Origin of the sequence: Psychrobacter sp. AOP3-A1-26 (assembly GCF_052378235.1) — a bacterium.
Classification (GTDB): Bacteria; Pseudomonadota; Gammaproteobacteria; order Pseudomonadales; family Moraxellaceae; genus Psychrobacter.
Genome location: NZ_JBQSXN010000014.1, coordinates 1 through 14,292 on the forward strand (window position 1 = coordinate 1; position 14,292 = coordinate 14,292).

The window sequence follows — 14,292 nt, forward strand, 5'->3', positions numbered from 1 at the left end:
GTTTATTAATCTTTATGACAAGTAATGTCTAAATTTAATGCGGTGATTAACCATACTATTCAATGCATATTATGCGGAGATTATTGCGGTTATTCAACGAAGACTCAGCCAATGAGCTGTTAAGTGCAGAAGAAGTGCGATTCTTCGCCGGTGAGAAGAAAAAAGCTAAGTTTAGTAAGTATTCTTTTTTTACAGCGTAACTCTCTTAGTCCTAAGACTATTAATACGGCTGATAAGTGAATCAGTATTTCGGTTGGTATAGCAAAATCTAATATCGAGTCAATCTCTTATAAAAATTTTCTCAATGTACAGTATCAAATACACCGTGATCCCCTAAATTACTCAAGCTATATCGCGAGTAATAACAGCCTCTTATTAGCTTTTTGATTTCACTCATTCTCTTATGTACATCGGAAACAGGCTTACTATTACTTAGCAATAGTAAGCCTGTTTCCGATGTAATGAGTCTCGCAAATGTGCAACGAGCAGTTTTAACTTTTGATCTGGTTGTCTAGCTTTAGGATAAACCGCATACATGCCCAGTTTTTTTCGGGTAAACCGTTGCAAAATCTGCGTAAGTGTATTTTGCTGTATTTCCTCATAGACCAGCGCTTGGGGCAAAAAAGCGACACCTAAATCGCTAAGCGTGGCTTGTTTAATCGCACTCAAATGATTGCTATAAAACCGGCCTTGGACAGGCATTAATTGCTCTGTACCATCTATATATAAGGGCCATATGTTATTCGAGGTATTATCAAACTTATAGACCAAACACTCATGATACTGTAATTCTTCAGGGGTTTGAGGGATGCCATATTGCTTTAAATAATCTGGCGTCGCACATATCACCCATTGGCTATCTATCAGGCGCCTTGCAATGAGCGATGAGTCTTCAAGCTCAGCGGTCCTTATTGCCAAATCAAAGCCTTCTTCTATCAAGTCAACCAAGCGATTGGTAATTTGTAAATCTACTGAGATTTCAGGATGCTGTTCACAGAATTCGGCAATCGATTCGCTCAATATCAAATTCGCAGAGACCACAGGCATGGTTATACGTATAGTGCCTCTCATATCCTCACCGTAACCCGCCACCGCATCTTCTGCTTCTTGAAAGGCAAGTTTAGCAATTTTAGCTTTGTCATACAGCGTCCTCCCTGCATCGGTTAAGCTCAACTTTCTAGTGCTTCTATAAAGTAGCTGAGTATTTAAGTTTTTTTCTAGTTTTGCAATGCGCTTGCTCACTACTGAATTGGTTAATGACATCTTTTCAGCGACCTTAGAAAACGACCCTTCATCAACAACTTGGACGAATAAAACCATATCGTCAGCTTTGACCATACTTGTGCTCCAATTGGTGTAATACGGGTTAGATTATAGCAAAAAAAGAAAATGACATTGTCCATTGATGCAATATATCAATTAATTAACAAGGCGTAGACTGTTTTAGGACGTTTTGAACATTGCGCCAAAAACTGTCGCAAGTCGTGCTCGGTTTTTTCTGCAAGACAGCTTTAGCAAATTAACAGTCCCTGTTTGTGAATATTTAATACAACTTAGTCATCATATAGCTGTCCAAATAAGGCTTTGATGACTTGGTTCAAGGAAGATTAAACAATAAAAAAGGATGTTATGATTTTGAATCAAACAATATATGGCCTACTGGCATTACTGCCAATCGTTCTCTCTGGTATTTTTTTGATAGGCTTGCAATGGTCAGCCAAAAAAACAATGCCGATAGTTTTAGCCGTTACCGCGGCGCTCGCTATTTTTATATGGGATATGACGCTCACTAGAGTGTCCTCATCCATCATTCAAGGTTTGGTCATTACGGTTTCGGTATTGTGGATAGTCTTTGGGGCTATTTTTTTATTGAATACCTTAAAGCATACGGGTGCCATTGCCGTTATTCGTGCTGGATTTACCAACGTATCGCCAGATAGACGGGTTCAGGCCATTATTATTGCCTGGTGTTTTGGCACCTTTCTTGAAGGCGCCTCTGGTTTTGGTACACCTGCCGCTATTGCCGCTCCTTTACTGGTGGCGATAGGCTTTCCGGCGCTGGGTGCAGTATTAATGGGAATGATGATACAAAGTACACCGGTATCCTTTGGGGCAGTCGGCACGCCTATTGTGATAGGGGTAAGTAAGGGCTTAGATACCGCAGCCATTAGCGCTCGGCTTGCACAAGAAGGGCTACAGTGGGATAGCTTTTTGCAGCTTATAACCAGTCAGGTCGCTATGATTCACGGTGTCATTGGGACGTTTATGCCCCTTTTTATGGTGATGATGCTCACACGTTTTTTTGGCAAAAATAAAAGCTGGAAAGAAGGCTTCGCTATTTGGCCATTTGCTATATTTGCCGGTTTGGCCTTTACGATTCCTTATATTTTAACGGGTGTCTTTTTAGGGCCTGAGTTTCCCTCACTGGTTGGGGGTTTAGTGAGTATCGCCATTGTTGTAAACGCTGCCAAAAGAGGGTTCTTAGTGCCAAAAACGACATGGGACTTTGAACCTCAAAAAAACTGGCCAAGCGAATGGATGGGTAAGTTGGTGGTCAGTAAGGAAGATGTGACGCTGGATTTAACCAGTAAAAAGATGTCTGCGGTTATGGCATGGTTCCCTTATTTGCTCGTTGCGCTTTTGTTGGTTTGTTCAAGAGTGTTTGCTAGATTTGAATCCTTACTAACCACTGCGACGTTAGATTTTACGTCTGTTTTAGGTGAGGTAGATATAAGCGCTAGCTTTAGTCCTCTGTACTTACCTGGAGGCTTGTTAATAATAAGCGCCTTGGTTGCCGCTGCTCTGCAAACCAAACAACCAGGTAGTGCACTAAATAATGCCTTTAAAGAATCAACCAAAACGGTCTTAGCGGCTGGGTTTGTACTGGTCTTTACGATTCCGATGGTCAGAATCTTTATCAATTCAGGGGTCAACTTATCCGATGTGGCGAGTATGCCAGTCGCAAGTGCTGAGTTGTTTGCGGGTACTTTTGGCAACGCTTTTCCATTAATTAGTTCTACGATTGGTGCACTAGGAGCCTTTATCGCGGGTTCTAATACCGTCTCTAACATGATGTTTAGTCAATTTCAGTATGAAGCGGCGATGAGCCTACGTATTTCACCTTCTTTAATCATAGCCTCTCAAGCCGTTGGTGCGGCAGCGGGTAATATGATTGCCATACACAACGTAGTGGCTGCATCCGCAACGGTGGGTTTACTTGGAATGGAGGGCGCGACGCTTCGGCGTACTATTTTACCTACTCTATATTATGTGTTGTTCTGTGGCATCATCGTCATGGCCGCCATTTATATTTTTAGTTACCAAGGTCCTCTAACATCATGAATGACACACCATCACTAGATAAGGAGGGTCGCATCTCTTCAGCAGACATGTCTTCTCAGGATATACTCAGCCCTGATCAAGTCCTTAATAAGCTCACAGACGTACTAAGCGCTCGCAATATTCAAGCTGATCTAGAGAAAAACGAATACTATAGAATGGGATGGCGCTCTGGTGGTGGTAACGCTTTAGCGGTTTTGTTTCCACAAACCTTGCTGGAGATTTGGCGTTGCCTAGAAGTATGCGTTGAAGGTAACTGCATTATTATCATGCAAGCGGCAAAAACAGGCCTAACCGAAGGCTCAACGCCAAGCGGTAATGACTATGATAGACCTGTGGTGGTCATTAATACGCTGGCAATAGATCAATTATATTTGATAAATGATAATGAGCAAGTAATCAGTTTGGCTGGGGCGACGCTACACCAATTACAAAGTCAGCTGAATGCGGTGAATAGAGCGCCGCATTCGGTCATTGGTTCCTCGACTTTAGGGGCGTCTATTATTGGTGGTATTTCTAATAACTCGGGAGGGTCCTTGGTGAAAAGAGGCCCTGCTTACACTGAGCTGGCTTTGTTTGCGCAGATTAACGAACAAGGTCAATTGGTGTTGGTCAACCACCTAGATATGGTGCTAGGGGATACCCCGGAAGAAATACTGACGAGATTGCAAAATGGTAATTTTGATAAGAGAAAGCTACCTGACAGTGGCAAGATGGCATCAGACAAAGAATATATCGCCAGAGTAAAAGATATTGATGCAAGTACGCCAAGCCGTTTTAATGCTGATAAGCGCCGACTGTATGAAGCCAGTGGCTGTGCGGGCAAGTTGGCGGTATTTGCAGTACGCCTAGATACTTATCCAACCGCTACAAAAGAGAAAGCTTTCTATATAGGCAGTAATAGTGTCAGCGAGCTTGCCCAGTTAAGAAGGCAGATACTATCAACTTTCAAAAATACTCCTGAAGTTGGCGAATATATGCATCGCGATATATTTGATGTATCCGCTAAATACGGTAAAGACACTTTTTTAAGTATCAAGCATCTTGGTACAGATGCCTTACCAAGATTATTCTCTATTAAAGGCGCTATTGACGCTAAATTTCATAAGTGGTCGTGGATGCCAAAGCATTTCACCGATAAAGTCATGCAGTTTATAGCTAACTTATTTCCAAAACATTTACCTGAGCGCATGCTGGCGTACCGTGATAAGTACGAGCATCACCTCATAATAAAAATGAGCGATGATGGGATAGTGGAAGCACAAGAATTTTTGCAGTCATTTTTTGCGGCATCAAAAAGCGGTAGCTATTTTGAATGTAGTAAAGAAGAGTCAGAAAGTGCCTTTTTGAACCGTTTCGCAGCCGCCGGTGCAGCATTAAGATATGAGGTCATCCATGAAAAAGAAGTAGGCGAGATATTAGCGCTCGATATTGCTATACCCCGTAATGAATTAGAGTGGCTTGAAACCCTACCTGAAGCAATTACACAGCATTTAGAAATGAAGTTATATTACGGACACTTCTTTTGTTATGTGTTTCATCAAGACTATATTTTGAAAAAGGGTAGTGACGCTCAATATGTGAAAACGATGATGCTAGAGCTGTTGAATCAACGTGGCGCAAAATATCCTGCTGAACATAATGTCGGGCACTTATATGAAGCAGAACCTGATTTGCGGAACTTCTATAAAAGCTTAGACCCAACCAATACCTTTAATCCTGGCATTGGTAAAACATCAAAAAATAAACGCAACTGCTCGTGCTGTGTGTAATAGTTAGTGTGGGCTGAGCTTTATGCTGAAGCATGAGTACAAATTTAGGATAAAAAAGGTAAGCATATGATTATTTCATCTCCAAACGACTACAGGGCTGCTGCCAAGCGCCGACTGCCACCCTTTCTATTTCATTACATAGATGGCGGTGCTTATGAGGAATATACCTTAAAACGTAATGTTGAAGATTTATCACAAATTGCCCTTAGGCAGCGTGTACTGAATGATATGTCACAACTGAGCTTAGAGACGCAGTTATTTAATGAAACCCTATCTATGCCTGTAGCTTTGTCACCCGTGGGTCTGACAGGTATGTATGCACGTCGCGGGGAGGTGCAAGCTGCTATGGCAGCCGATCAAAAAGGCATTCCGTTTACCATGTCGACGGTTTCGGTTTGTCCGATTGAAGAAGTGGCGCCTAAAATCATCCGTCCAATGTGGTTTCAGCTTTATGTATTAAAAGACCGAGGCTTTATGAAAAACGCCTTGGAACGTGCCAAAGCGGCGGGGTGTTCGACTCTAGTCTTTACGGTGGATATGCCGGTACCAGGGGCACGCTACCGAGATATGCACTCTGGCATGAGCGGTAAAAATGCCGCTATGCGCCGTTACTTCCAGTCTGTGACGCATCCGCAATGGGCATGGGATGTAGGGCTAAATGGCCGTCCGCACGATCTGGGCAATATCTCTACTTATTTAGGTAAGCCAACAGGGTTAGAAGATTATATAGGCTGGCTAGGTAATAATTTTGATCCTTCCATTTCTTGGAAAGATTTAGATTGGATTCGGGAATACTGGGATGGACCTATGGTCATCAAAGGTATTTTGGACCCAGAAGATGCCAAAGATGCGGTGCGTTTTGGGGCAGACGGTATAGTCGTATCCAATCATGGTGGACGACAACTGGACGGTGTTTTATCCAGTGCACGGGCGCTGCCTCCTATTGCTGATACGGTTAAAGGAGAGATTAAAATCTTAGCCGACTCTGGCATACGCAATGGCTTAGATATTGTGCGTATGTTGGCTTTGGGAGCCGATATTTGCATGCTAGGGCGCGCCTTTATCTATGCTTTAGCGGCGGATGGCAGTGCAGGGGTAAGTAATTTGCTAGAACTGCTAGATAAAGAGATGCGCGTCGCGATGACCTTGACTGGTGCCAAAACAATTGCTGATATTAATTCTGACTGTTTGGCAAAACTGGATAGTTAAATTTAAAGCCGTTAGTTTAGTCATCAAGCATAAGAGTGAAACTCATAATATTTTTGACTTACCAGGGATAGACGTATATACCTTAGAGAATTGGCTGACCCAGTATCACCAAAAAATAAATGATTAATACATAGAGCTGGCAACGTATAGGCTGATGAGCAGGGAGAGCTTCAAGATCCACATAAATAGGTTAAGTGGCTTACACCATAGAGAACCTACATTTAAGACGGCACGACTATTTTTAATGAATTTGATCAGGAGATCAAGGATGACTATAGATAACGACGTATTACGTGAGCGCATTAGCTTATTAGGATCATTTCTAGGGGATGCGATTTCTCGCCAGAGCGGCGAACAAACGCTCCATACGATTGAAACCCTACGCCAAGGTTTTATTCAACAACGACGCGCGCCTAACGACGCGAACCAGCAACAACTCATCGACTTCATCGCCTCGTTAGACAATCAAACCTTAAAAAATGTCATACGCAGCTTTTCTATCTATTTCTTCTTAGCCAATCTAAGTGAAGAAAACTACTTACGCGAGCAGCGTCAAGCCTTACGTATGCAATCAGAGCACAGCTGGGAAGGATCGTTTCGTCGTACGCTCCTTGAGTGTCGTGAACGCAATATTGAACCCGCCCAAATGCAAGAGCTCATTGAGCAACTAAAGTTCATCCCAGTATTTACCGCCCATCCGACTGAAGCACGCCGCCGTACGACCATGAATCTATTACAAAGTCTCTTTACGCATAGCGATGCTTTAAACAATCTTCCTGAAAACAGTTTTGCCTACCAGCAAGCAAAAGAACAAACGGCGCAAACGATCGATTTGTTATGGTCATCGGATGAGGTACGGACGCGTAAGCCTTTGGTCTATGACGAGATAAATAATGGTTTACACTATTTCAATGCCAGTTTATTCAACGCCATTCCTAAGGTTTATCGCAATATTAAAGACGCTATTGTTGATATCTATCCTGAGCTAACAGATTATCCATTACCGGCGTTCATGAGCTTTGGCTCTTGGATAGGTGGCGATAGAGACGGTAATCCCTTTGTCACTCATGACACCACAGAAATGGCCGTATTGATGCATGCCAATGCTGTTTTGCGCCATTATCAAGTGCTGCTCAAGAAACTACGTCGCCAGCTTATTCATAGCGATACGATTGTTACTATCGAACCTGAAGTGTATGCAAAGATTGAAAGTTACGTTGAGCTCGACAGACGAGTCTTTGATTATAATCTTGATGATTACGGTAATGAGCCGTACCGAAGATTGTTATCGATTATCCTTGCCAAAATAAAAGCGACCAATCGCCACATTCAAAGCAAAGGTACAGATCCTGAAGCTGCCCATGATGCTTACGCCAACCCACAAGAGTTGTTAGAAGATTTACGCATCATCCGAAAAAGTGTCAATACTCACGACAAGGCACATGGCGAAGGCTTATTGCTAGATATGATTCGTCTGGTCAAAACCTGTGGTTTTCATCTAGCAGCGCTCGATATTCGTCAAGAGTCCTCTTATCATAGTGAGGTGATAGCTGATATTTTTGCCAATGCCTCTAATTTGCCAGACTATCAAACCCTTAGTGAAACCGAGCGCCAAGAGTGGCTCACGCGCTTACTTGAAAAGCCGGGCACACCGCTTATTTACACCGATAACTTGAGTGATAAAACACGCGAACAATTGGCCTTGATGAACTCGGTGGCCACATTACGCAAACTGGTTGGACAAGACACTTTTGGCAGTTATGTTATCTCGATGACCAATAATGCCAGCCAATTATTAGAAGTTTTACTACTGATGCGCTTTGCAGGCTTATGTAAGATTGATGATAAGGGGCAGTTATCTGCTGACTTACCCGTTGCGCCGTTGTTTGAGACCATCGAAGACCTTAAAAATATCGATCAGATTCTACCTGCCGTTTTAGATAACCCGCTATATCGAGTGCTGCTACAACACTCAGATAACACCCAAGAAATCATGTTAGGTTATTCAGACTCTTCAAAAGATGGCGGCATTATTACTTCTGCGTGGCAGCTTTATAGCGCGCAGCAAACCATTAACCGTATCGCTGATGAATATGGTATCAAAACCCGCTTGTTTCATGGTCGCGGTGGCTCTGTCAGTCGTGGTGGTGGCTCAACACATAAAGCGATTGCCGCGCAACCTGCGGGGACACTGCACGGACAAATTAAAGTAACCGAGCAGGGCGAAGTTCTTTATGCCAAATATGCCAACACTGATACGGCGGTATTTGAGCTCACCATGGGCATCACTGGTACGCTTAAAGCTTGCTCATCAAGGTTTGTGGTGCAACCGCCTGAATTGCCAAATTATGAAGCGCTCTTTGCACGTTTAGCCGATGCGGGGGAACAGCGTTATCGTCAGCTGACTGATCATACTGAAGGGTTTTATCAGTTCTACTCCCAAGTAACGCCAGTAGCAGAAATCTCTTTATTAAATATCGGCTCACGTCCAGCGCACCGTAACAAAGGTCTGCCAAGTAAGACCACCTTGCGCGCGATTCCTTGGGTATTTGGTTGGTCATTAGCACGCTTTACACTGCCTGCTTGGTATGGTGTCGGCAGTGCTTTACATAGCGTCATCGATGATGAAGATTTGATGAAGGAGATGAATGACTGCTGGCCATTCTTTAACGTGTTTATTAGCAATATTGAAATGGCGTTTACCAAATCTGATATGAGTATTGCTCAGGCTTATAGCCAGTTATGTGACGATGAGGTTTTACGTGAACAGATTATGAAAGCGGTGACTGACGAGCACGAGCTGACCTATTCAGGTTTAAACGCTTTGCTTAATCAGACATCGTTATTGGCGCATCAGCAGAGTCTTTCGGCTTCCCTTGAATGGCGAAATGCGTATTTAGATCCAACTAACTATATCCAAATCGAGCTGTTAAAGCGTGCCAGACAAAAAGAGGCGACAGGTGATGTTAACCATGGCAACCTTGCCGTTGAAGACCCATTAATACGTAGTATCAATGCCTTGGCAGCAGGTCTGCGTAATACTGGATAATCGTTGGTGAAGCGCTCCGACTATGTCGGAGCTAGCTAGATTTACTCAAGTCAGCAGTAATATTAGAGTCAGTCATTCTATCAATGTAGCTAATGGATAAAGGTCGAACAAATTTGGAAGGTATCAACTCAATGCTTTAGATTAAGGTATCTCAGGAAGAGCGAGAGATGTGAGAAAAGACCAATGAATGTTTCACTAATCTGGAGGGCTATTTTGGTGACTCTAAACAAAAACGTATTACAACGTAGTTAGCTATAATATTAGCATCTATAAGGTGTATATAGAATTGGACTTACTGAGGTGCCAAGTAGGAGCATTGTCAGAACTTGTATAGGTTCTTATCAATGATATAGAGTAATAGGCATCCAGAAGGGTTATTGCTTTGACTTTGAGCTGATTGTCACTTGGTGGCGAATACTTCTGCACCTAATGTGCATTATGAAGGTAATAAGCTTAGCAACGATGAGCAGAACAAGTTCATCAAACGGGTTAACTAGCTACATGGTTTAATACGTTAAGCTTGATTACAAATACAATAGAATCAATGATAGTTCTTTATATTAATTCCTTAAGACAGCTCAGCTAGTAACTGTATTAGTGGTGATGAAGATGACTTTATGAATAGGTAGTATGTATGAGAATTAATCGATCATCAACCAACCTTAATAAGGGTTTATCATATAATTATAATCCCATGAACTTATCATCGGGCACCGTCAATTTAACTTATGGCTACCTAAAATGAGGTTCACGAGGAGGCATATTAAAATAAAAGAATAGCACAGGTATATTGCAAATTAGTTCATGAACCAGCCAAGAATCGTACGCGGCTTTTCAAAGTAGCTTCTCATGACTATGAGTATTTTTTGTTTTACTTTATCAGATAGCTATTTTAGGCGCTGTGTATACTCAATGGCCGCATCACAGTGATAAATAGAGCAGAGGCTATATATCACAAACAAGCGAGAATCCTTGCCTTCTACGATATTAGCCACTGTTCTTCTAAATTCAGAAATTTTGGAGTGATCTTGTAAGGACAGTGAGTATTGCGTCTTTAACGAACGAGAAAGAATCAAATGACCTTAGCTGGGCGATTGATATAATTTATCGCCAATCGCATTGAAAAATACAGCACCATTATGAAGAAGTTTGCATATACCAATATATCAAAAATCGCGTGTAAATTTGCGCTCTTAAATCGCATCAGAGTAGCACTTGACCGAGCTTACAATCACTGCCGTTGGTCGTATTTAGTATCTCTAATATCTGACTGACCTTATCACAAATACTCTCTACCAGCGCCGTAGAATAGCGGTCTTGTTGATAGGTGGTCACTATGCGCAAAGCATGCTGATCTTCTTCAAATACGTCATCCATAATCTCAAAATGTAACCCAAACATCGAGATATCTTTTTTCGGTGGTATTTGTTGATAGTTTATCGCTTTATTATTAGGAGCAGTTAACGCGCCATTTAAGGCATTATTTGAATGAATGTGTATATAGACATCAAAGAGTAAGCCATCGGTAGGGGACATTCCCAGTGATTTTTGAATAATATCAATCGGAATGTCTGCATAGCGCATAGAGTCATTGATGGTAAACGTAATATCGTTGAGTAGCGATTCAATTGATTGCTCAGTATCGAATTGGATGCGATGTGCGACCATCGTTGTAAAATAACCAACCGTATCGAAGAATTCGGCATCGGTTCTGCCAGAGGCAGACGTACCAATAACGATATCATCTAACCCACTTTGCTTGTGTAAAGACAAGGCAATCGCTGTATATATAGTCGCAAATAAGGACGAACCATGTTGCCGAGCAAAGGCGGATATTGTCTGATAGGCCGCTGTACCCAGATCCAGCTCTATGCATTGCGCGTTGGTTGATACTTCATTTGACGTGATAGTGGCACCTGGGTCAGGCGGCGTAAAGCCCTTAGGAGCGTCACGTAACTTGTCTGTCCAATAATTGACATGTTGTTGGTTTATACCTTGCAGCTGTTGCAATAGGGAAAAATCATTGATATTGCCTGCGCTTGTATTCCACTGCGGCTCTTGATGCAGCGATCGAGACAGATAAGCCTGAGAGAGGTCTGCCATGATGGTATTTAATGACCACTCATCAATAATCATATGATGTATCAGTAAGGACAATACTTGTGGTTCAGATGCTGGGCTTTGCAAAAAGCGAATTCTTAATGGCAACTCAGAGGCGAGGTCAAATTGATAATCGGCTTCATCAGTTAGGGTGACGCCTTGACTGTCTTCACTAAACCAAAACCATTGATATTTATCCAGCTCTGAGACAGGCACAATGCGCTGTATCGTTACATCGTTCTGTGTGTGAAAGGTCGTACGCAAACTGGCATGACGTTTGATGATGTCGCTAAAAGCTTGATAGAGAATCTGTTCATCGACCGCCTCAGAAAAAGCGACAGCAAAGGGTAGATTGTATATCGGACTAAACTCATAGGCCGTATAAGCATGCCACAAAAACTGCTGCGCCAATGTCAGCGGAGCTTGTTCTTGAAAGACGGTAGCGTCAGTCGCTGCTGTTGGTGTTTCGGTCGTGTGATCCGTTGTATTGACGCTCACATGCTTGGAAAGAGCGGCAGCTGAGGGTGATTTAAAAAAATCGTTAAAACCAATGTCAATACCATGAGACTGGGCAAGCTTGCCAATAATACGAGTGGCCAATAAGGAGTGACCGCCATAATCAAAGAAATCATCTGTTGCCGTCATCTCAGGCTCTGCCAGCGCAGCGCGAAATTCGCCAAGGATAATGGCAGTACGCACTTCTTGATTTTGCGCCTGCTCTGAGGCGCTTTTTTGTGTGTTGGGAGTTGATACTGGCGCTTCAATGGCTGTCCAGCTCAGAGTAGCATCCTGCGGCATCCGCTGATGATAGCGGTTTTGTATGATACCAGTAATATTTGCCAGTTGATGGGTCTCATCAAGTATGGGATGCAGCGCCAATATAAGAACAGTATCGCACTCAGTATGTACAATAAATGAATCAAAAGGTGGGTTAAGCGCCGCATTCCATGGCATATCCTTGAGCTTGGATATATAGGTAGGGATATCGGTAATAGCCATGCTAGCCGTCTGTAAGCAGCACTCAGATTGTTCATATTGGTATTTATACAAGTCTCCATCATCACTAAAACGATATCTGACATTTAAATCAGGTATCTCTTCGATAGTGTCTTTAATCGCTTGGCGTAATATTCCCTCATCGATATCACTACTCAGCCGCCAAGCCTCACTATGTCGAATAACCTGTTCAGGTTGTTGTAATTGTAGCATCCAAATATGTTCTTCGTAGTCGCTGACTGGCATAGGCGGCTGTACGTGTGCTGTAGAATTCTGTGCCAACATGATTTGTCCTATTGAATAAAAATTAATAAAAACCTCATTTGTGTTAAGAGGTATATATGTAAAGAGGGTATGCACAAATAAAACCTACCAAAATATACCAGCGTGCTAAGCGCTGATAGGTCAATCAGAATCTTAATTCTTAAATGAGGTTGATTATCATTATCATTATCATTATAATCAGAACTCTTGTCAAGATTGTGAATTCAGCCATACCCAAATAGCCTATTCATGACAAGGCTCCAAAGCCTTTACTTATAATTGACTGACAAAAAAATGCAGCGGTGACTAATGGTCTGTAAGTACGTATCTAATAAAATTAAACTTACTTTAGTTTAATTTTTAATCGTAAAAAACACCCATATGTAACCCAATCTTTGGTGGGAATGAATGTGATGCTATCTGTTACTTGTCAAGAACGTCTTAATGATTTTTGGCATTATTGCCTAAAAAATCAGTATTTTAATGTTGGCTATCCTGAATCTGCAGACTTCGACTATTCTGCTTTGTATCGATTTTTTAATTTTTCCCTCAATAACTGCGGCGACTGGGACGCACCCAGTAACTATGCGCTGAACTCATTTGCATTTGAAAAAGAGGTGATGAATTACTATGCCGATTTGTTTCAAATACCTTTTAAGGACAGCTGGGGCTATGTCACTAATGGTGGGACAGAAGGGAACATGTTCTGCTGCTATTTAGCAAGAGAGCTGTTTCCCCATGCCACGTTGTACTACTCCAAAGAGACGCATTATTCAGTCTTAAAGATTGCCAAACTGCTGCGTATGAAGTCGTGTGTTATTGCGTCTTTAGAAAATGGTGAAATCGATTACGATGATTTGATTCATCAGGTGCAGCGCAATGGGGACAAAAACCCTATCATCTTCGCCAATATTGGTACGACCATGTCAGGGGCGGTAGACAATATAAAAATCATTCAACAGCAATTAGAGCACGTTGGCATCCGTCGTCAGGACTACTATTTGCATGCAGATGCGGCGCTCAGCGGTATGATTTTGCCTTTTGTGGACTGTCCGCAGCCATTTTCATTTGGCGATGGTATCGACTCTATCAGTGTGTCTGGACATAAAATGATTGGCTCGCCTGTGCCATGCGGTATTGTGGTGGCAAAGCGTAAAAACGTTGATCGTATCGCCGTGGATATCGACTATATCTGCGCCCGCGATCAAACCATTAGTGGCTCTCGAAATGGTCACTCCGTACTATTTATGTGGGCGGCTATTCATAATCGTTCAGCACAGCAGTGGCAGCAACGTATTCAACGCTGTCTGAAAATGGCTCAATACGCGGTTGATCAATTCCAAGCAGCCGGGGTTGATGCATGGCGCAACCCCAACTCTATCACTGTGGTGTTTCCGTGCCCCGCTGAGGCAGTGTGGAAAAAGCATAGCCTTGCTGTTTCTGAGGGTCATGCCCATCTGATTGCGACCGCACATCATAAAGACAGTCATAAGATTGATGCTTTGATTAAAGATGTGGTCGCAAGCTTACAAGAGCGTTTACAGCTCAGCTAATGCGGTCTTA

General features: G+C 42.5%; 7 protein-coding genes. 5 read left to right on the top strand and 2 right to left on the bottom strand.

The features are described 5' to 3' along the window. Positions 1 to 432: 432 nt before the first annotated feature. Positions 433 to 1,338: a LysR family transcriptional regulator gene (locus ACT3TU_RS04150; protein WP_444784066.1), complete on the bottom strand. Its 906-nt coding sequence runs from the start codon at positions 1,336 to 1,338 to the stop codon at positions 433 to 435. Between the two features lie 297 nt (positions 1,339 to 1,635). Here ACT3TU_RS04150 and ACT3TU_RS04155 point away from each other — a divergent pair, with 297 nt between their 5' ends. From ACT3TU_RS04155 to ppc, 4 genes are all read left to right on the top strand, one after another. Next, positions 1,636 to 3,342, top strand: coding sequence for an L-lactate permease (locus ACT3TU_RS04155; RefSeq protein WP_192523310.1), 1,707 nt, complete (start codon positions 1,636 to 1,638; stop codon positions 3,340 to 3,342). Positions 3,343 to 3,389: 47 nt separating this feature from the next. Beyond that, positions 3,390 to 5,111 (top strand): D-lactate dehydrogenase, encoded by a 1,722-nt coding sequence (gene dld, locus ACT3TU_RS04160; protein WP_192523329.1) that lies wholly within the window; start codon positions 3,390 to 3,392, stop codon positions 5,109 to 5,111. Positions 5,112 to 5,177: 66 nt separating this feature from the next. Then, positions 5,178 to 6,320 (top strand): FMN-dependent L-lactate dehydrogenase LldD, encoded by a 1,143-nt coding sequence (gene lldD, locus ACT3TU_RS04165; protein ID WP_192523311.1) that lies wholly within the window; start codon positions 5,178 to 5,180, stop codon positions 6,318 to 6,320. Between the two features lie 268 nt (positions 6,321 to 6,588). Beyond that, positions 6,589 to 9,369, top strand: coding sequence for a phosphoenolpyruvate carboxylase (gene ppc, locus ACT3TU_RS04170; RefSeq protein WP_192523312.1), 2,781 nt, complete (start codon positions 6,589 to 6,591; stop codon positions 9,367 to 9,369). 1,203 nt (positions 9,370 to 10,572) lie between these two features. Here ppc and ACT3TU_RS04175 read toward each other — a convergent pair. Further along, on the bottom strand, positions 10,573 to 12,678 hold the full coding sequence (locus ACT3TU_RS04175) for a condensation domain-containing protein (protein WP_318779289.1): 2,106 nt from the start codon (positions 12,676 to 12,678) through the stop codon (positions 10,573 to 10,575). 464 nt (positions 12,679 to 13,142) lie between these two features. Here ACT3TU_RS04175 and ACT3TU_RS04180 point away from each other — a divergent pair, with 464 nt between their 5' ends. Continuing rightward, a complete protein-coding gene (locus ACT3TU_RS04180) occupies positions 13,143 to 14,282 on the top strand; it encodes a histidine decarboxylase (protein WP_225735153.1) in 1,140 nt (379 codons plus the stop codon). The last annotated feature ends 10 nt before the right edge of the window (positions 14,283 to 14,292 follow it).

Excerpts from the sequence above, each read along its gene's own strand:
- ACT3TU_RS04180 (WP_225735153.1), top strand. The coding sequence starts at position 13,143 with ATGCTATCTGTTACTTGTCAAGAACGTCTTAATGATTTTTGGCATTAT.
- ACT3TU_RS04150 (WP_444784066.1), bottom strand. The coding sequence starts at position 1,338 with ATGGTCAAAGCTGACGATATGGTTTTATTCGTCCAAGTTGTTGATGAA.
- lldD (WP_192523311.1), top strand. The coding sequence starts at position 5,178 with ATGATTATTTCATCTCCAAACGACTACAGGGCTGCTGCCAAGCGCCGA.
- ACT3TU_RS04175 (WP_318779289.1), bottom strand. The coding sequence starts at position 12,678 with ATGCTACAATTACAACAACCTGAACAGGTTATTCGACATAGTGAGGCT.
- ppc (WP_192523312.1), top strand. The coding sequence starts at position 6,589 with ATGACTATAGATAACGACGTATTACGTGAGCGCATTAGCTTATTAGGA.
- dld (WP_192523329.1), top strand. The coding sequence starts at position 3,390 with ATGTCTTCTCAGGATATACTCAGCCCTGATCAAGTCCTTAATAAGCTC.